Here is a 19,278-nt window from a genome sequence, read left to right on the forward strand (position 1 = left end):
CGAGCTATGGGCGGCGCACCGCGCCTTGCATCCCATCCCGAGAAGGTGCTTGCGCGGCCCCCGTTTAGATCGCAAACAGGTTCTTAGGCAGCGCAGCTTGCAGCGACGCGGCGCAAACACCACAATCAGGGCCACGTAGCCGGCCAGGTGTTTGGGGCCTGTGCCGCTTTTCCGGGTTCTTTTTTTCAACTTTGAAAGCACACCATGGGTTTATTTGATTCAGTGTTGGGCGCGGTCATGAACGGGCAGCAACCCCCAAGCGGTGACAACGCCGCCAGCGGTGGTCTGGGTGGCCTGATCGGCCTGGTGGCCAGCAATCCGCAATTGCTGCAAACCATCACGGGCATGTTGAGCAACGACGGCGCGCAAGGCGGTTTGGGCGGCCTGGTGGCCAGGTTTCAGCAGGCCGGCCTGGGCGACGTGATTGGCTCCTGGGTCAGCAGCGGGCAGAACCAGACCATCTCGGGCGAACAGCTGAGCGATGTGCTGGGCCCGGACGCGCTCTCCAGCCTGGCCGAGAAACTGGGCGTGAGCGAGGGTGATGCGGCGAGCCAGCTGTCCAGCATCCTGCCCGGCCTGATTGACCGGCTCACCCCGCAAGGCCAGGCGCCAGCAGACGGCCTGGGCAACTCGGATGACCTGATGGGCATGCTCGGCGGCCTGCTGCAAAAAGGCTGAGCAGTGGCTCAGGCTCCATCACTGCTATTGATTCGATAGCTGACGATGGCAACCGAGCACGGGCTGTGGTCTGTTTTCTCTAAAATCTGGCGTCCAGCCAGTCCTTCAGGGTGTCAAACACCGACCCCGCATCCACCTCGTTGAAAATCTCGTGGTAGAAGCCCTCGAAGCACTTGCTGGTCACGGTGCCGGGCGCCACGGCCGATGAATTGGCGGCAGCTTGTGCAAAAGCGCAGCTGCCCGCGGGGTTGACGAGGCGGTCGGCGCCGGCGTACATCAACAAGGTCGGCGTGCTCCAGCTGGCGGCGGCTGCCACCGTGGCGGGGCCGCCGGTGGCAATGAACTCACCCAGCCGGGCAGAAATCTTGCTGTGCACCAGCCGGTCCGCAAGGTATTTTTGAACCACCAGGTCATCGTGGGACAGGCCATAGGGGTCCAGCCCATTGCTGACGCACAGATTGGGCGCCAGCCTGGGCATCACGGCCAGCAACAGTTTTTGCAGCGCATTGAGCCCCGGGTCCAGTGCCGGCGACGACATCACCAGACCATCCACCGGCCGCATATTGAGCGCGACGAAGCGGCTCACAACCAGGCCACCCAGGCTGTGACCCAACAGGATCAGGGGCAGGGGTTGCGGCTCCTGCTGCGCCGCGCTGCTGACCGGCTGCAAGCGCCGGCAGTGCAGCCGCATGTCATCGACCATCTCCGCCAAATCTTCGAGCAGGGCCGTGTCGTCGGGCAGCACACCGCGCGCGCCACCCGACCGCCCGTGGCCGCGCTGGTCGTAGGCCCGCACTTCAAAACCCCATTCAAGCAGCCGGCGGGCCACCGGCGCATAGCGGCCGGCATGCTCGCCCAGGCCGTGAACCATCAGCACCACCGCGCGGGGTGGCCGCCTGACCCGGCCCATGGCATTGGCCCAGTCATCCAGCGGCCATTCGTACAGGGCGAGGTTTTCACCATCGCGAGCGGTGAAGGGCACGACCACCGTGGAGGGTGTGTGGTGAGACTTCGATTTGGGGAAAACGACTTTGGGCGCAGGCCGGTTGAAAGAAAAAACAGCCATGCGCATTCAACCCGGCATCCGGGCCATGACATGCGCTACTGCTGCGGTCAGCTTCTTGGCATAGGGCACGTTCAGGAATTCGTTGGGCCCATGGGCATTGCTCTTGGGGCCCAGCACGCCGCACACCATCATCTGCGCCTTGGGAAAGCCCTGGCTCAGCATGTTCATGAGCGGGATCGTGCCGCCCTGGCCAATGGTGCCGCAGGGCGCGCCAAAGAAACTCTGCGAGGCATCGTTCAGCGCCTGCTCAAACCATGGCACGGTACCGGGGGCGTTCCAGCCGGTGGCGCCGCCGCTGCTTTCAAAGGTGACCCGGGCCTGGTAGGGAGCGTTGTCTTCGAGCAGGGTTTTCAGTTCCTGCACGGCGGCGCTGGCGTCGATCAGCGGCGGAAAGCGCAGCGAGAGCTTGAAAGCGGTATAGGGACGCAGCACATTGCCCGCATCCTTGAGCGCCGGAAAACCTTCCGCGCCGGTCACGCTCAGGGTGGGTCGCCACGTGCGGTTGAGCAGCGCCTCGACCGGGTCGGTGGTGGTCGGCAGGGCCAGGGTGCTTGAACCCTCGCAGTCGTAGCGGGCCCACGGAAAGCGCTTGTAGATTTCATCGCCCAGAATTTTGGCGGTGGCCTGCGCCTGGGCCAACCGGTCGGCCGGAATTTCGCAATGAAAGCTCTGCGGCAGCAGGCGCCCGGTCTTGCTGTCCTCCAGGCGGTCCAGCACCTGCCGCATGATGCGAAAGCTCGACGGCACCAGGCCGCTGGCATCACCCGAGTGCACGCCTTCGGTCAGCACCTCGACCTTGAGCACGCCGGCCGCATTGCCGCGCAAGCTGGTGGTGAGCCAGAGCTGGTCGTAATTGCCGGCACCCGAATCGAGGCAGACCACCAGCGCAACTTCGCCGAGGCGCTCGCGCAGGGCGTTCACGTAAGGCAGCAGGTCGTAAGAGCCGCTTTCTTCACAGGTTTCAATCAGGCCGACGATGCGCGGATGCGCCACGCCCTGGGCCTTGAGGGCCTGCACCGCGGCAATGCTGGCGTAGACCGCATAGCCATCATCGGCACCGCCGCGACCATAGAGCTTGCCGTCGATGTATTTCGGCGTCCACGGGCCGAGGTCGTTGCGCCAGCCGGTGAACTCGGGCTGCTTGTCGAGGTGGCCGTACATCAGCACTGTTTGCGTGGAGTCGGCGCGCGTCGCCGGAATCTCAAAAAACAGCACCGGCGTGCGCCCTTCCAGCCGCACGATTTCCAGCGTCAGGCCTTCGACTTTTTGCGCCTCCACCCAGCTGGCGGCGTTGCGCATGACGGTGTCGATAAAACCATGCTGCGCCCAGTCGCTGTCAAACGTGGGCGACTTGGCGGGAATGGCGATGTAGTCGGTGATCTGTTGGACGATGTCGCTGTCCCACTGGGCGGACACCTGCGACAGGGCCTGGGCGGCGTTGAGGACGCTGGCGGGAATTTCGCGGTGCAGGGGGGCATTCATGGGGACAGACTCCGGGAACGAAAAGTGCGCGCTGGGCAATGGCTGCTACTTTACGCTGACCTTAAAAATCGCGCCACTGAATACTGTCGCAGAATGCGACTTACAGCTGCAGTTGCGGCCCCGGCCTGTTTGATCGATGATTTCTGGCCCAACTATCTCCTCCATTTAGAGGAGATCCCGCACATGGAGACCTCATGATCCATCCATCCCGTCCATCCAGCGAACGACTGCAAGCTTCATCCGATCCTGTTGCCGCGCAAACCCCGACATCCATCCGTGTCGGTGTGGGTGGCTGGACCTATGAACCCTGGCGCAGCAACTTCTTTCCGGACGGCCTGCCGCACAGCCGGGAGCTGGCCTATGCGAGCCGCCAGCTCAGCGCCATCGAGGTCAATGGCACCTACTATGGCACGCTCAAGCCGGCCAGCTTCAAAAAGTGGCACGACGAAACGCCCGATGATTTCGTTTTTTCACTGAAGGCCTCGCGCTATGCCACCAACCGCCGCGTGCTGGCCGAGGCGGGCGACTCGATCACCCGCTTTGTGGAAAGCGGCATCAGCGAGCTGGGCCGCAAGCTCGGCCCCATTGTCTGGCAGTTCATGCCCGGCAAGGTGTTTGAGGCGCAGGATTTCGAGGCTTTCCTGGCGTTGTTGCCAACCCAAGTCGATAGGCTCGCGCTGCGCCATGTGGTGGATGTGCGCCATGAAAGCTTCATGGACCCGGCGTACCTGGCGCTGGCGCGGCGTTACCGGGTAGCCACGGTGTTCACCGATGCCGACAAATTTCCCTCGTTCGCCGACCTGACCGGCGACATCGTCTATGCCCGGCTGATGATGAGCGATGCCGCACTGGCCACCGGCTATGCGGAGGCGGCACTGGACGCCTGGGCGGAGCGCGCCCGCCGCTGGGCCGCCGGCGAGACGCCGGAAGACCTGCCGGCCCTGGAGGCGCCGCCAGCTCCCGTTCGGTCTCGCGACGTGTTTGTTTACTTCATCAATGGCGCGAAGGAAAAGGCACCTGCTGCGGCGATGGCACTGCTGGCACGCCTGGGCTTCCAGCCAACGCCCGCACCCTGAAAGTAAAAGCCCGGATTTTTTAACCCGACTTCTTCAGGCGTAGTTGGCCATGGCTTCACCCAGCCGGATGAGGCGGCCGGGCGCCCAGTCGGGATTGAAGTGCAGCGGTCCGGCGGGAAAGAGCATGACGACCGTCGAGCCGAGCAAAAAGCGACCCATCTCCTCGCCCCGCCGCAGCGCAACGGCGGACTCCGCGCTGGGGTCGTAGTCCCAGGCGCGCACCTGCTTGCCGCGCGGTGGATTCACCACGCCATGCCATACCGTGGCCATGCTGCCCACAATGGTGGCGCCGACCAGGATCAGCACAAACGGTCCGCGTGGCGACTCGAACACGCACACCACACGCTCGTTGCGCGCAAACAGCCCGGGCACACCCCGCGCGGTGATCGGGTTGACGGAAAACAGCTCGCCGGGCACGTGGACCATGCGCACCAGGCGCCCGTCACACGGCATGTGAATGCGGTGGTAATCCTTGGGGCTCAGGTACAGCGTGGCAAAGCTGCCGTTGTGGAACCGCGCGGCCAGCGCCGCATCGCCGCCCACCAGCGCCGTGGTGGAATAGCGGTGCCCCTTGGCCTGAAAAATCTGGTCATGCTCAATCCGGCCAAACTGGCTGATCGCGCCGTCGACCGGTGAGATCAGGTCGGCGTCAGCCAGAGGCCGCACACCGGGCTTGAGCGCCCGCGTAAAAAAATCATTGAATGTCAGGTAACTGGCAATGTCGGCGCGGGCGGCTTCCTCCATGTTCACCTGGTATTTGGCGACAAAGCGCCGAATGATTTCGGTGGTGACCCAGCCACGCTCCCTCGATGCAACGAAACCTGCGAAAGCAGTCAGCGCCTGCTTGGGCAGGAGGTATTGGGGCAGTACGGAAAAGCGTTCGGACACAGGCGCGGGCGGTAGTGAGGGGAAGATTCATTCTATCGGTGCGCGAGAGGCGCTCCCCGAGGCCACTGCGGCGACGTGCGCGCCACTTATGCGCGGCTTGTGCACCCGCCCCCGCCACGCCCACAGGATGCGCAGCGTTGTGCGCAGGATTCAGTGGGTGGGATAGCCGGCTTCCGACAATGCTGCCGCGATCTTTTGCCGGTCTTCCGTGGTCCGGACGGTGACTTTTTTGCGGTCCAGGTCCACGCTGACCTCCGCGCCGGGGTCCAGCCCCTTCAGCGTCTGGGTAATCGCGCTGGCGCAATGCCCGCAACTCATCGAGGGGACGTCGAATTCCTTGAGTTCCATGAAAGCTCCTTGAACGGTGAAAGCTGGTGCAACAAGCCGATGCAACACTGCACCCATAGTCTGAACCTTCCCACGGGGGCAGGGTCAAGCCGTCCGGCGCAAAGTCCCGGCGATGGAAGGGTTATAGACGTCGCACGCTTGACCCTTCCATGGTGGTAAGGTTCAAACTGCAACCATGGTTCCTCTGTCCTGTCCTCTCCTCACTCCAGCAGTCCGCCCCCCGGAAGCCCGTCCATGAGCATCGCCGATACCCTGAAAACCCCCGACACCCCCCAGGGCCTGAACGAATGGCGCTTTCCCGTGCAGGGCATGACCTGCGCGTCGTGTGTCGCCCGAGTGGAGCGGGCCCTCCGCGGCATCGCGGGAGTGCTGGAGGTCAGCGTCAATTTTGCGACCGAGCAGGCCGCCGTCAAGGCGCGCCGCGATGTCGGCATGGGCGCGCTGAAGGCCGCTGTGGAGAAGGCGGGCTATGCCGTCAGTGAGCAGCCCCTGCGGCTCGGCATCGAGGGCATGACCTGCGCGTCGTGCGTCTCACGCGTGGAGAAAGCGCTCAAGCAGTTGCCCGGCGTGTTGTCGGCCGAAGTCAATCTGGCCACCGAGACGGCTGAGGTCAAGCTGGTGGGTGGCATGGTCTCGGCGCCCCAGCTCATCGCCGCGGTGAACAAGGCGGGCTACCAGGCCCGGGAAATCCAGGCGGCTGGCGACAGCCTGGCCGATCAGGCCCGCGCCACCACCAAAGCCGGCGCGTCGTGGTGGCCGGTCGCCCTGGCGGCGGCCCTGTCCGCGCCGCTGATGCTGCCCATGCTGGGTGCGCTGGCCGGCCGGCACTGGATGCTGGACGGCTGGCTGCAGTGGGCGTTGGCCACGCCAGTGCAATTCTGGCTGGGTGCGCGCTTTTACCGCGCGGGTTTCAAGGCCCTGCGCGCCCGGACCGGCAACATGGACCTGTTGGTGGCCATCGGCACGTCCGCCGCCTATGGCCTCAGTGTTTACCAGTTGCTGGTGCACGGCGAACACGCAATGGATCACCTGTATTTCGAGGCCTCGGCCGTCGTGATCACGCTGGTGCTGCTGGGCAAATGGATGGAAGCGCGCGCCAAGCGCCAGACCACCGAGGCGATCCGCGCGCTCAATGCGCTGCGGCCGGAAACCGCCCGCCGGCGCCGCGAGGGCCGGGACGAGGAGGTCGCCATCTCCGAGGTGCGGGTGGGCGACCTGGTCGTGGTGCGTCCCGGAGAACGCATCGCCGTCGACGGTGAAATCACCGAAGGCGCCACCCAGGTCGACGAGTCGCTGATCACGGGCGAAAGCCTGCCCGTCAGCAAGCACGAGGGCGACCGCGTCACCGGCGGGGCCATCAACGCCGAAGGCCTGATCGTGGTGCGCACCGCGGCCGTCGGGGCCGAATCAACGCTGGCGCGCATTGTGCGCATGGTGGAATCGGCGCAGGCCCGCAAGGCACCGATACAGCGGCTGGTGGACCAGGTCAGCGCGGTGTTCGTGCCGGTGGTCATGGCCATCGCAGCGGTGACGCTGCTGGGCTGGGGCCTGCTCACCGGCCAGTGGGAGGCCGCCATCCTGCATGCCGTGGCCGTGCTGGTGATTGCCTGCCCCTGTGCGCTGGGGCTGGCCACGCCGACGGCCATCATGGCCGGCACCGGGGTGGCCGCGCGCCACGGCATCCTGATCAAGGACGCCGAGGCGCTGGAGGTGGCGCACCGGGTGAAGCTGGTGGCCTTTGACAAAACCGGCACGCTGACGCAGGGCCACCCCGAACTGGTCGCGCTGGAGCCTTGCGGCGGTTCGCGCGACGCCATGCTGGCCTGGAGTGCCGCCATCCAGGCCGGCAGCGAGCACCCGCTGGCCAAGGCCGTGATCGCGCAGGCCGCGCGGGACGGCCTGCACGTCCCGGCGGCGTCGCAGGTTCAGGCGGTCGCCGGGCGCGGCATGTCGGCCGTGGTCGAGGGGCGGGCGCTCCGGCTGGGCAGCCCGCACTTCATGCAGGAGCTGGGGGTTGACCTGAGCGCCGGCGCAGCGCGCGCCGAGGCGCTCCAGGACCAGGGCCGCACCGTGTCCTGGCTGGCCGATGTGACCGGGCCGCCCCGGCTGCTGGGCCTGATGGCGTTTGGCGACAGCCTCAAGCCGGCCGCAGGCCCGGCCATTGCCCGGCTGCATGCGCTGGGCATACAGACCGCCCTGATCACCGGCGACAACCGCGGCAGCGCAGAGGCGGTGGCCCACCAACTCGGCATCGACCGGGTGCATTTTCAGGTGCTGCCGGAAGACAAGGCCAACATCCTGGGCCGGCTCAAGCAGGCGCTGCAGGACAAGACCGGCCGCATCGCGATGGTGGGCGACGGCATCAACGACGCGCCGGCGCTGGCGGCTGCCGATGTGGGCATTGCCATGTCCACCGGCACCGATGTGGCCATGCACGCGGCGGGCATCACGCTGATGCGCGGCGACCCGGCGCTGGTGGCCGATGCCATCGACATCTCGCGCCGCACCTACGCCAAGATCCGGCAAAACCTGTTCTGGGCGTTTTTCTACAACGTGGTGGGCATACCGCTGGCGGCCTTTGGGCTGCTGAACCCGGTGATTGCCGGTGCCGCCATGGCCTTCAGCAGCGTCAGCGTGGTGATGAACGCGCTGCTGCTGCGGCGCTGGAAAGGAGCGACGAAATGACGCCTCAACCCTTGCAAGGCAAGCTATGACACACAGTGAAAACCGTGAAGGCCGGCCGCCGCGCCGGGCCGCCCCAAGCAAGGCCAGCCCCCTTGGGGGGCAGCGTATTACACAAAGTGAAAAGCGTGGGGGCCCTTTAAACATCGGCCAGGCGGCCGCCCGTTCCGGCGTTTCTTCCAAGATGATCCGCCACTACGAATCCCTGGGCCTGCTGCCGGCCGTGCACCGCACCGACGCGGGCTACCGGCAGTATGGCGAGAAGGAAGTGCACACCCTGAGCTTCATTCGCCGCGCCCGCACGCTGGGCTTCAGCATGGCCGAAATCGCCGAGCTGCTCAAGCTGTGGCAAAACAAGCGCCGCGCCAGTGCCGACGTCAAGCGCATCGCGCTGGCCCATGTAGCCGACCTGGAACGGCGCATTGCCGAGATGGCGGCGATGAAGCAAACCCTGCAGCATCTGGCGCATTGTTGCCAAGGTAACAGCCGGCCGGATTGCCCCATCCTGACCGAGTTGGCTGCCTGAGTTGGCAGTCTGAGCCGGGGCCGCCATGAAATGTCCGGATCCGGCGTGCATCAAGGGGCACACCGATTTATGCTGACGCATGGACCTGTTTGCCTCACACCTTACGTCACACCTCACGCCCGGCGCCGCTCACTGGGCCGAGACCACGGCCGAGCTGAACCGGCAGGGCAGCGCGGTCATCCCGCAGCTGCTCAGCGCCGCTGAATGCGAGGCACTCGTGCGGCTCTACCCGGACGCCCGGCACTTCCGCAGCCGCGTCGTGATGCAGCAGCATGGCTTTGGGCAAGGCGAATACCAGTATTTCAGCTACCCCCTGCCCGAGACCGTGCAGCGCCTGCGCGCCACGCTGTACCCGGCGCTGGCGGGCGTGGCCAACGCGTGGAATGCGGCCCTCGGTATCGAAGCGCGCTTCCCGCACGAGCATGCCGATTTTCTGGCGCACTGCCATGCCGCGGGCCAGCATCGCCCGACGCCGCTGCTGCTGCGCTATGGGCCTGGCGACTACAACTGCCTGCACCAGGACCTGTATGGCGAGCAGGTGTTTCCGCTCCAGGTGGCGGTGCTGTTGTCACGGCCCGGTGAAGACTTCACGGGCGGCGAGTTTGTGCTGACCGAACAGCGCCCACGCATGCAGTCACGGCCGGAAGTGGTGCCGCTGGCGCAAGGCGATGCCGTGGTGTTTGCGGTGAACCAGCGCCCGGTGCAGGGCAGCCGGGGGGTGTACCGGGTCACCATGCGCCATGGCGTCAGCCGGTTGCGCTCCGGGCAGCGCCACACGCTGGGTATCATTTTTCATGACGCGCAGTAGTCGCAGTAAGTGGTTGGGGAAACCTTTTGACCAAAAACCTGTTCGAGGAAGAGCCGCTTCCCTATGCCGCGCCGCAAGTTATGGCGCCGGGCGCCGTGCTGCTGCGCGGCTTTGCCATCGGTGTGGACCAGGCACTGCTTGACGCGGTGGCGCAGGTGACAGCCTGCGCACCCTGGCGCCATCTCGTCACACCGGGCGGCTACACCATGTCGGTGGCCATGAGCAATTGCGGCGCGCTGGGCTGGGTGTCCGATCGCACCGGTTACCGCTACACCCGCACCGACCCGCTGTCTGGCCAGCCCTGGCCGCCCATGCCCGACTGCTTTGTAGACCTGGCCGGGCGCGCGGCGGCCGAGGCCGGTTTCAATGACTTCAAACCGGATGCCTGCCTGGTCAACCGCTATAAACCCGGCGCGCGCCTGTCGCTGCACCAGGACAAGGACGAGGGCGACATGAGCGCGCCGATTGTGTCGGTGTCGCTGGGTTTGCCGGCCGTGTTTTTATTTGGCACCACGCTGCGCAAAGACCGCCCGGCGCGTTACCGGCTGGTGCACGGCGATGTGGCAGTGTGGGGCGGCCCGGCGCGGCTGGCCTACCACGGCGTTGCGCCGCTGGCCGAAGGCGAGCACGCCCTGCTGGGGCGGCAGCGCATCAACCTGACGTTTCGCTGCGCAGCTTAGGCGCTGGCTTTCGCATTCGCCTTCATCCAGCCCAGGCCCGCCGACGTACCGCCAGGCTGTGCGCCACGGCTGGGCCGGTATTCGCAGCCGACCCAACCGGTCCAGCCGCATTGCTGCGCCACCTCGTCGATCACCTTGAACAGGTAGGGGTAGTTCATCTCGCCGATATCGGGTTCGTGCCGCTCGGGCACGCCGGCGAGCTGGAAATGGCCGACGCGGCCGGTCGGCAGGTACTGGCGTATCTTCATGGCCACATCACCCTCGACGATCTGGCAGTGGTACAGATCGAACTGCACCTTGACGTTGGGCGCGCCGATCTCGGCGATCAGTTCATGCGCATGGTCCTGCCGGTTCAAAAAGAAGCGCGGGATGTCGCGGGTGTTGATCGGTTCGATCAGCACATCCACGCCCTGTTTCGCGGCCTCGGCCGCGGCCCAGCGCAGGTTGTCCACATAGGTCGGGCGCACCGCCTCGCGCTCGACGCCCGCAGGCACCAGGCCGGCCATGACATGGACGCGCGAGCAATCGAGCGCTGCCGCATAGTCCAGCGCTCGGGCGATGCCACTGCGAAACTCCGCCTCGCGCCCGGGCAGGCAGGCCAGGCCGCGTTCGCCCTGGTCCCAGTCACCGGGAGGCGCATTGAACAGCACCTGCTGAAGGCCGTGGGCTTTCAGGCGCGCGGCGAGTTCCTGCTTGTCATACGCGTAGGGAAACAGGTACTCGACGGCCTTGAAACCGTCTTTCGCGGCCGCTTCAAAGCGATCGAGAAAATCGAGTTCAGGGTAAAGCATGGAGAGGTTGGCAGCAAATTGGGGCATAGGGTTCACCAGTGCGCGCCAAAAGTCTGGCGCAGTTCATCGATTTGGGTTTCGGACAGGGGTTCGGGCGGCGTGCGGCTCAGGGCCATCAGCCTGGCGGTTTCTTCAAGTTCTTCGAGCGTGGCCATGGCGGCGGCGGGCGAATCGTGCCAGACATTGGGCCCCAGGCGCTCCAGCATGACGGCGCGGATCGGCGCGCCACGCTCGCCGTAGCGGGCAATGGTTTGCGCCACCAGGGCCGCCGCCTGCGGGTCGCCGGGGCGGTGGTAGGGGATCAGCGGCACATGGCCGACCTTCATCACAAAGTAGGGCGTGATCGGTGGCAGCAACTCGGCACCCGTGGCCTCAAGGCTTAGCGCCACGCAGTGCGTGCTGTGGGTGTGGATCACGCAGCGGGTATTGGCATCAAATCGGCCCGCAGCGCCATAGATATGGGCATGCAGTGCGATGGTCTTGCTGGCCCGGTCGCCGCTGAGTTGTTGCGCGTTGGCATCCAGCCGCGCCAGTTTCGCCGGATCGAGAAAGCCCAGGCAGGCATCGGTGGGCGTGATCAGGAAACCATCGTCGAGCCGCACGCTGATATTGCCGGCCGTGGCATGCACATAACCGCGCTCGAACAGGCTGCGGCCTATGCGGCAGATTTCTTCACGGGCCTGGTTTTCAGTCATGTGAGCATCGTAAAGGCTTTGGTGAAAAAGTCGTCGGTGCCGAAGTTGCCCGACTTGAGCGTGAGGTGCAATCCTGTCGCATCGGCCGCATCAGACTGGGCGTGGCACCAGGGCACGCCGGGATCGATCTGCGGGCCGATCTTCATTTGCGTGATGTCGAGTGCCTGCACGCAGGCGCCCGAGGTTTCACCGCCCGCGACCACCAGCTGGCGCACGCCGCGCTCGACCAGGCCGCGCGCAATGGCCGCGATGGTGCGCTCGACCATGGCGCCGGCTTCTTCGACACCCAGGCGGCCTTGCACCGATTTGACCGCATTCGAGTCCGCCGTGGAATACACCAGCACCGGACCTTTCTGAATCAGCGGCTCGGCCCAGGCCAGCGCTTCGGCGGCAACGTCCACGCCGGCCGCGATGCGCAGCGGGTCGATGCCCAGCGCCGGACGCCCGGCCTTGATGAAGGCCAGCACCTGGCGGTTGGTGGCCATCGAACAGCTGCCCGACACCACGGCCTGCAAGCCCGTGGCGGCAGGCAACTCGCTGGCCTGGGAGGAGGGCGCAATGCCGAAGTTTTGCGGCAGGCCGATCGCCACACCCGAGCCGGCCGTGACCAGCGGCATGCCCTTGAGCGCCGGGCCGAGGCGCAGCAGGTCGTCGTTGGACAGCGCATCCACCACGGCCACCCCGATCCCCTCGGCCTTGAGCTGGTCAATGCGCGCACGGATCGCGGCCTCGCCCCGGGCCACGACGCGGTAGTCGATCAGGCCGACCTTGCGCTTGCACTGCGCCTGCAGCACGCGCACCAGGTTGGCGTCGGTCATGGGGGTCAGCGGATGGCTTTGCATGCCGCTCTCGCTCAGCAGCACGTCGCCCGCAAACAGGTAGCCTTTGAACACGGTGCGCTGGTTGTCGGGAAAAGCCGGCGTGGCGATGGTGAAGTCCCCTCCTGCCTCGTTCGACAGCGCGTCCATCAGCGCTTCGGTGACCGGGCCGATGTTGCCTTGCGGCGTGCTGTCGAAAGTGGAGCAGTACTTGAAGTAGATTTGCCGCGCGCCTTGAGCCTGCAGCCAGCGCAGGGCGGCCAGCGATTGCGCCACGGCATCGGCCGGGGCAATGGTGCGCGACTTGAGCGCCACCACCACGGCGTCCACGTCCGCGTCCAGTGGCATGGACGGCACACCAATGGTCTGCACCACACGCATGCCGCTGCGCACCAAGTTATTGGCCAGATCGGTGGCGCCGGTGAAATCGTCGGCGATGCAGCCTAGAAAAATGGGGTTCATCGTTGTATCGGGTCGGTATCAGGAACGCACAGAAAGGCGCACGGCGGTCGGGTTTTCGCGCACGTAGTCGCGGATCACCTGCTCGAAGCTGGTGTCGGCGTCCAGGCCCATGGCTTGCGCGCGGGCGGTCTTCACGTTGCCGGGCCAGGTGGTGACGATTTTTTCAATCGCCGGGTCGATGCGCCAGTCGAGCAGCGCCGTGGCCGCCGGCCCGGCCACGCGCTCGAGCGCGGCCGCCATCTCACGCACCGTGGTCATGAGTCCCGGCAGGTTGAGTGCGGTGCGCGGGCCCCACTCGGCGGGGCTGGCCTGTGCGGCGCGAATCAGGCCCTCGACCGTGCGCGCCGGCGACGACAGCGCCACGCCGGTGTCCGGGTGCACCGGGCACAGGGCGCGCTGGCCGGCCAGCGGCTCGCGGATCATGCCACTCAGGAAACTCGATGCAGCGGCGTTGGGCCGGCCCGGGCGCACCGCTACCGTCATCAGACGCACGCTGCGGCCCTCGACAAAGCCCTTGCGCGCGTAGTCGGCCACCAGCTGTTCACAAATGAATTTCTGGATGCCGTAGCTGCTTTGCGGCGTCGGCAAGCTGTGGTCTTCCAGCACCGCGGGCAGGGGCTGCTGCGGCGAATGGCCGAACACGGCGAGCGAACTGGAAAACACCAGCACCGGCTTCGTGCCGAGCGCGCGGCAGGCTTCGAGCAGCGCGCGCGTGGCGTCGAGGTTGCTGTGCATGCCCAGGTCGAAATCCGCCTCGCACTCGCTGCTGACGGCCGCGGCCAGATGAAAGATCAGCGAGGTGCCGGCACTCGGAAGTTGCCTGCTTTGCAGCTGTTCGTTGAGGTCGCCGCCGAGGAAGACGATGCGGGGGTCGGCCCGCAAGTCGTCGGGTGGGGGCGCGCGGTCCGCCAGGGTGATGGTCGTTATGGCCTGCGCCGGCCCGCCAGCCACCGCCAGCGAGCCCGAGGCCAACAGGGTGCGCGCCAGCCGCGCGCCGACGAAGCCGCAGCCACCGGTGATCAGGATATGCATGGTCGTGTCCTGGGGAAGGGAGTGAAAAAAGGATGAAAGGAATGAGCAGGAGGTGAGTAAGGGGCCGCCCTGGCGTCTCAGTTAGCCGCCTTGGGCGGCTGGGGAAGTTCGATGCCCGGGAAGATCTTGATCACGGCGCTGTCGTCTTCCTTCGCGAAGCCGGCCGTCGACGCCTGCATGAACATCTGGTGCGCGGTGCTGGACAGTGGCAGCGGAAACTTGCTGGCACGCGCCAGGTCGAGCACCAGCCCCAGGTCCTTGACGAAGATGTCGACCGCCGACAGCGGCGTGTAGTCGGCCGCCAGCACATGGGCCATGCGGTTCTCGAACATCCAGCTGTTGCCGGCACTGTGGGTGATCACCTCGTACAGCGCCGCCGCGTCCACGCCTTCGCGCAGGCCCAGCGCCATGGCTTCGGCGGCGGCCGCGATATGCACGCCGGCCAGCAACTGGTTGATGATCTTGACCTTGCTGCCGGCGCCGGCCTGGTCGCCCAGCTTGTAGACCTTGGCAGCCATGGCGTTGAGGGCGGCTTCGCAGCGTTCGTAGGCTTGCGGCCTGGCCGAGGTCATCATCGTCATGTCGCCGCTCGCCGCCTTGGCGGCGCCGCCGGAAATCGGCGCATCGATGTAGAGCAGGCCGAGTCCCGCCAGCCGCTGCTCCAGCGCGGCCGACCAGCGCGGATCCACCGTGGAGCACATCACGAACACGCTGCCGGGTTTCATGGCGGCCGCGCAACCGGCGACGTCGCCGCTGCCGAACAGCACGCTCTCGGTCTGCGCGGCGTTGACCACCACCGAGATGACGATATCGCACTGGGCGCCGAGCTCCGCCAGCGTGGCGCAGGCCGTCCCGCCGCCCTGCGCAAAGGCCTGGGCCACGTCGGCGCGCACGTCGAAGACCCGCAAGTCGTAGCCGGCGCGGCGCAGCGACTGTGCCATGCCACCGCCCATGGCGCCGAGGCCGATCAGGCCGATGATGGGATTCATGTCAATACTCCTTGGGGTGATGCGGGGATGATAGGGTGTGGCTCAGCGATTGACGAGCTCTTTGGGCGTCCACCAGACGGCGATCGCGCCGACCACCAGGGCGCCGGCCAGCACGTACATGCCGACCTGGGTACTGCCGGTGGCGTCCTTGAGGTAGCCGATCAGGTAGGGGCTCACGAAGCCGGCGAGGTTGCCCACCGAGTTGATGACGGCAATGCCGGCGGCTGCGGCCGTGCCCGACAGGAACGCCGTAGGCAGCGACCAGAACAGCGGTGCGCAGGTCAGCACGCCGGCGGCGGCCAGCGAGAGGAAGGTCAGCGACACGGCGGTGTTCTGGGTGTATGAGGCTGCCACGGTGAAGCCGACCGCGCCCATCAGTGCCGGCACGATCAGGTGCCAGCGGCGCTCGCGCCGCTGGTCCGCGCTGCGGCCGAACAGGTTCATCGCAATGATTGCGCAGATGAAGGGAATGGCGCTCAGCAATCCGATGTTCAGATTGCCCTTGACGCCCGTCGCCTTGATCAGCGTTGGCAACCAGAACGTCAACGCGTACTGACCCATCACGAAGGCAAAGTAGATCAGCGACATCCACCAGATGCGGCGGTCCCTGAACACGCCGGCCACCGAGTGCGGCCCTTTGCTGCCGTGCTGCTGGTCGAGTTCAATCTCGCGCGCCAGCAGTTTCTTTTCGTCGGCATCCAGCCACTTGGCCTTGGCAATGCCGTTGTCCAGATAGAACAGCACCACCACGCCGATCAGCAAGGCGGGCACTGCCTCGATCAGGAACATCCATTGCCAGCCTTGCAGCGATGAGGCACCGTTGAAGGCGTCCATGATCCAGCCCGACAGGGGGTTGCCAAAGATGCCCGCAACCGGAATCGCCGACATGAAGACCGCGATGATTTTGGCGCGCCGGTGTGCCGGATACCAGTAGGTCAGGTACAGGATCACGCCCGGGTAGAAGCCGGCTTCAGCCAGGCCAAGCAGGAAGCGCAAGACATAGAAGGTGGTGGGCGTCTTCACGAACATGAAGCAGGCCGACAGCAGGCCCCAGGTGATCATGATGCGCGCGATCCAGATGCGCGCGCCGACCTTGCTCATGAGCAGATTGCTTGGCACCTCGAACAGGAAGTAGCCGAGGAAGAAGATGCCGGCACCGAGGCCGAACACGGTTTCGCTGAAGCCCAGCTGCTGCGCCATCTGCAGCTTGGCAAAGCCGACGTTCACGCGGTCGAGGTAGGCGATCACGTAGCAGAGCATGAGGAAGGGCACGAGGCGCCAGAACACTTTGCCGTAGGCACGGCGCTCAAGCGGGTCTTGGGCGGGCAGGGCGCCCACCAGGATCGAGGAAGTCATGTAGTGCGTCTCCAGGAATGCGCGACCACACCCGCAGGACCGGTCGCTCGGTTGATTTATATGGTTATCATACAACTTTGGGATTTTCTGCCTGCTCGGGGTTTTCCCCAATGAAGGGGTGGCAACGATGTTCGGCCGGCTCAAGCGCCGGGGTGCAGGCCCTTGACCAGCGGATGCGCCAGTTTCATGCCTTCCTCCTGCCAGAAGGCGGGGTCGGCTTGCTCGATGCGCTTGATGGCGTTGTCCATGTGGCGCGCGGCCGATCGCCGGGCGGCGGCCACATCGCCGGCCTCGATCGCCTGCGAGATCTGTTCGTGCTCGTCAGCGACCTGGCGGGCGAAGTCGGCGCGCCGCGCTTCGTTGGCCCGGGTGACGCGCGTGGCCCCCTGCAGGAACTGGCCCAGGTACTCCAGCGTGCCGATGAGGAAGGGATTGCGCGCCGCGTCGGCGATGGCGCGGTGGAACTTGACATCCTCGCTCACGCCGTCGCCGCCGGCCAGCACCGCCTTTTCCAGCGCGGTGATCGACTGGCGAATGCGCTTCACGTCCGCCTGGGTGCGCCGCTGGGCCGCGAGCGCGGCGACTTCGGCCTCCAGCGCGCGCCGCACTTCCACCATCTGGATCACCGCCTGCTTGGACACCGCGAAACGGGCGTCGAAGTTCAGCGGCGAAAAGCCCGCCTCCTTCACGTAGACCCCGCTGCCTTGCCGGGAGTCGACCAGCTCCAGCGACTTCAGGCGCGAAACGGCCTCCCGGACCACCGTGCGGCTGACCGAAAACTGCTCGACCAGCACCGCTTCGGTCGGGAGCTTGTCACCGGCCACGAGGCGGCCCGCGCGAATCTCTGCGGCGAGCGCGTCGGCAACTCGGTCAGAAAGATGCGCACCGGGGGTGATGGACTTGAAGTGGCTGATCATATGTATCGGAATTTATCGTACAACTTTAACGCACTGGCCGGATGTTCAAGCGGCGCCAGCGTTCGTGTCCACATCCACATCCATGTCCGGTCCCGGCACGCTCTGACACTCCCAAAAAATACGGGCCGTGCAGCGCCGGCAAATCGCGGGATCGAGCTTGTTGAAAATCGTCGCGATCGCGGTGAATTTGTCGGGAAACTGGTGCTCCGGCCCCAGCAGGCGGGTGAAGCCGGTTTTGCGCCACATGCGGATCACCTCGGGCCGCGGCCGGTGAAAATACAGGTCGCCGCCCATGGCGCGCCGCGCGGCAAGTTCGGCCTCCCACAACTCGGCACCGGCCAGGTCGATGAAGTTCATGCTCTTGCCCATGACCAGCAGATGCTTTTGCGGTTGCGGCTGGCTGCGCAGCGCATGCAGGATGTCGGCCACATGCTGGGTCGCGCCGAAATAGACCTCGCCTTCCATGCGCAGCAGCTTGAGCTGCGGGCATTCCGGCAAAGCATGACGCGGCGTCTCACCCGGCTCCTTCGATTTGTCCGGCCTGGTTATTTCCGCCGTATCAAGCCCGGCGTCGGGCGAGTTGTCGATCACCACAAACTGCCGGTCCAGCCCGCGGCTGTCAAAACCCATGGTGCGCATGGCGGGACGCGAGGTGCGGTACAAAAAAGACATCAGCGACAGGATCATGCCCAGCAAAATGGCAATCTCCAGCCGGATGGTGACCGTCGCGACCATGGTGGCCAGCGCCACCGCAAAATCACTGCGGCTCAAGCTGAACAGCTGGCGCCAGCGCGCAAAATCCAGCAGGGCGACAGCCACCAGCACCAGCAGGCCGGCCAGTGCGGCCATGGGAATGAGCGCCAGCAGTGGTGCGCTAACCGCGACCAATACGAGCAAGAGCAGCGCAGAAAACACCGAGGCCAGTGGTGTCCGGGCGCCCGCTTGCAAATTGGGCATGGAGCGGTTCATGGAGCCGCAAGACACATAGCAGGAGAAAAACCCGCCGACGATGTTGGACAGCCCCTGGCCGCGAAACTCGCGGTTCGCATCAATGCGCTGGCCCGAGCGCAGCGCCACCGTCTTGGCAATCGAAATCGCCTGCCCCAGGGCCACGATGGTCAGCGCAAATGCCAGGCCGACCAGGTCTGTGGCTTGGGCCCAGCTGATGCGGGGCAGCTCAAAGCGCGGCCATGGCACAGGGATCTGCCCCACCATACGCAGCGCGGAAGATGGCGTGACGCTGCCGGCGTTCGGGAAATGGCTCCACAGCCATGCCAGCGCGGTCGCCACCACCAGGCCGATGAGCATGGCGGGCCAGCTGCGCCGCAGCCGGCGCAGCAGCAGTGCCACGCCGATGGTGATGGCGCCCACCGTCAGCGCCACCGGCTGCACCAGATACAGCTGCGTGAACACATGCCTGAGCACGGCCGCAGCGCTGTGCTCGGGCGCGGCCGGCAAGCCCAGCAGGTCGGGCAGCGCATGCACCGCAATCAGCAAGGCCGCACCTGAGGTAAAGCCAAAGAGCGTGGCCGGAGAAATGAAATTGGCCAGCACACCCAGGCGCAGCGCGCCAATCAGCCACTGCATGACGCCAACCATCACGGTCACGGCCAGCGCCAGCTGGATGTACTGCGGGCTGAAGGCCATGGCCAGCGGCGAGAGCATGGCAAACAGCGCCAGCGAATTGGCGTTGGTGGGGCCCGACATGACATGCCAGCTGGAGCCAAACAGCGCGGCGATGATGCAGGGAATGACGGCGGTGTACAGGCCATACTCCGGCGGCAGCCCGGCCAGCGTGGCAAAGGCAATGCCCTGCGGCAGCACCAGCACCGCGCCGAGCAGGCCGGCCATCACATCGGCGCGCAGCGTGACGGTCGACACCTGCCGCACCCAGTCGCCAAACAGGCGCTCGGCCCTGGTGCGGGTGGGCGCATCCTGGTGTTTTTCGGTATCTCCTGCCATGGACTTGAGCATAACGCGCCGC

Annotated in this window: 18 protein-coding genes; 6 read left to right on the plus strand and 12 right to left on the minus strand. The window is 65.9% G+C overall.

The window, feature by feature from the left end:
* Positions 1-204: 204 nt before the first annotated feature.
* Positions 205-678, plus strand: coding sequence for a YidB family protein (locus tag AC1DUB_RS14210; protein WP_477730030.1), 474 nt, complete (start codon positions 205-207; stop codon positions 676-678).
* Between the two features lie 79 nt (positions 679-757).
* Here AC1DUB_RS14210 and AC1DUB_RS14215 read toward each other — a convergent pair whose 3' ends face one another.
* On the minus strand, positions 758-1,744 hold the full coding sequence (locus tag AC1DUB_RS14215; RefSeq protein ID WP_477730031.1) for a lysophospholipase: 987 nt from the start codon (positions 1,742-1,744) through the stop codon (positions 758-760).
* A gap of 6 nt (positions 1,745-1,750) precedes the next feature.
* Positions 1,751-3,226 carry a M20 family metallopeptidase gene (locus AC1DUB_RS14220; RefSeq protein WP_477730032.1) on the minus strand — a complete coding sequence of 492 codons (1,476 nt, stop codon included), beginning with the start codon at positions 3,224-3,226 and terminating at the stop codon, positions 1,751-1,753.
* Positions 3,227-3,420: 194 nt separating this feature from the next.
* On the opposite strand from AC1DUB_RS14220, the gene AC1DUB_RS14225 reads away from it, so the two are divergent.
* On the plus strand, positions 3,421-4,302 hold the full coding sequence (locus AC1DUB_RS14225; protein WP_477730033.1) for a DUF72 domain-containing protein: 882 nt from the start codon (positions 3,421-3,423) through the stop codon (positions 4,300-4,302).
* Positions 4,303-4,335: 33 nt separating this feature from the next.
* Here AC1DUB_RS14225 and asd read toward each other — a convergent pair whose 3' ends face one another.
* Positions 4,336-5,190 carry an archaetidylserine decarboxylase gene (gene asd / locus AC1DUB_RS14230; RefSeq protein WP_477730034.1) on the minus strand — a complete coding sequence of 285 codons (855 nt, stop codon included), beginning with the start codon at positions 5,188-5,190 and terminating at the stop codon, positions 4,336-4,338.
* Between the two features lie 150 nt (positions 5,191-5,340).
* Positions 5,341-5,538 carry a heavy-metal-associated domain-containing protein gene (locus AC1DUB_RS14235; RefSeq protein ID WP_477716679.1) on the minus strand — a complete coding sequence of 66 codons (198 nt, stop codon included), beginning with the start codon at positions 5,536-5,538 and terminating at the stop codon, positions 5,341-5,343.
* Positions 5,539-5,772: 234 nt separating this feature from the next.
* On the opposite strand from AC1DUB_RS14235, the gene AC1DUB_RS14240 reads away from it, so the two are divergent.
* The 4 genes from AC1DUB_RS14240 to alkB all read left to right on the plus strand — a co-directional run bounded on the left by AC1DUB_RS14240 (position 5,773) and on the right by alkB (position 10,234).
* Complete coding sequence (locus AC1DUB_RS14240; RefSeq protein ID WP_477730035.1) at positions 5,773-8,223, plus strand: heavy metal translocating P-type ATPase; 2,451 nt, start codon at positions 5,773-5,775, stop codon at positions 8,221-8,223.
* A gap of 106 nt (positions 8,224-8,329) precedes the next feature.
* A complete protein-coding gene (cueR, locus tag AC1DUB_RS14245) occupies positions 8,330-8,746 on the plus strand; it encodes a Cu(I)-responsive transcriptional regulator (RefSeq protein ID WP_477716745.1) in 417 nt (138 codons plus the stop codon).
* 79 nt (positions 8,747-8,825) lie between these two features.
* A complete protein-coding gene (locus tag AC1DUB_RS14250; RefSeq protein ID WP_477730036.1) occupies positions 8,826-9,554 on the plus strand; it encodes a 2OG-Fe(II) oxygenase in 729 nt (242 codons plus the stop codon).
* Between the two features lie 26 nt (positions 9,555-9,580).
* Positions 9,581-10,234, plus strand: a complete 654-nt coding sequence (gene alkB / locus AC1DUB_RS14255) for a DNA oxidative demethylase AlkB (protein WP_477730037.1) — start codon at positions 9,581-9,583, stop codon at positions 10,232-10,234.
* Here alkB and otnI read toward each other — a convergent pair.
* The 8 genes from otnI to AC1DUB_RS14295 all read right to left on the minus strand — a co-directional run bounded on the left by otnI (position 10,231) and on the right by AC1DUB_RS14295 (position 19,256).
* Positions 10,231-11,052 (minus strand): 2-oxo-tetronate isomerase, encoded by an 822-nt coding sequence (gene otnI, locus AC1DUB_RS14260; RefSeq protein ID WP_477730038.1) that lies wholly within the window; start codon positions 11,050-11,052, stop codon positions 10,231-10,233. The genes alkB and otnI overlap by 4 nt on opposite strands.
* Positions 11,053-11,057: 5 nt before the next feature.
* On the minus strand, positions 11,058-11,720 hold the full coding sequence (locus AC1DUB_RS14265; protein ID WP_477730039.1) for a class II aldolase/adducin family protein: 663 nt from the start codon (positions 11,718-11,720) through the stop codon (positions 11,058-11,060).
* Positions 11,717-13,000, minus strand: a complete 1,284-nt coding sequence (otnK, locus tag AC1DUB_RS14270; RefSeq protein WP_477730040.1) for a 3-oxo-tetronate kinase — start codon at positions 12,998-13,000, stop codon at positions 11,717-11,719. The genes AC1DUB_RS14265 and otnK overlap by 4 nt, the downstream gene beginning before the upstream one ends.
* Positions 13,001-13,018: 18 nt before the next feature.
* A complete protein-coding gene (gene denD / locus AC1DUB_RS14275; protein ID WP_477730041.1) occupies positions 13,019-14,032 on the minus strand; it encodes a D-erythronate dehydrogenase in 1,014 nt (337 codons plus the stop codon).
* Between the two features lie 77 nt (positions 14,033-14,109).
* Complete coding sequence (gene ltnD, locus AC1DUB_RS14280; protein ID WP_477730042.1) at positions 14,110-15,021, minus strand: L-threonate dehydrogenase; 912 nt, start codon at positions 15,019-15,021, stop codon at positions 14,110-14,112.
* Between the two features lie 42 nt (positions 15,022-15,063).
* The gene (locus tag AC1DUB_RS14285; RefSeq protein WP_477716688.1) at positions 15,064-16,377 is read right to left on the minus strand and encodes an MFS transporter; all 1,314 of its coding nucleotides are present in this window, start codon (positions 16,375-16,377) and stop codon (positions 15,064-15,066) included.
* Between the two features lie 140 nt (positions 16,378-16,517).
* A complete protein-coding gene (locus AC1DUB_RS14290) occupies positions 16,518-17,294 on the minus strand; it encodes a FadR/GntR family transcriptional regulator (RefSeq protein WP_477730043.1) in 777 nt (258 codons plus the stop codon).
* Between the two features lie 45 nt (positions 17,295-17,339).
* On the minus strand, positions 17,340-19,256 hold the full coding sequence (locus tag AC1DUB_RS14295) for a SulP family inorganic anion transporter (RefSeq protein WP_477730044.1): 1,917 nt from the start codon (positions 19,254-19,256) through the stop codon (positions 17,340-17,342).
* Positions 19,257-19,278 lie beyond the last annotated feature (22 nt).

Source organism: Polaromonas sp. P4_F9 (genome assembly GCF_056401235.1).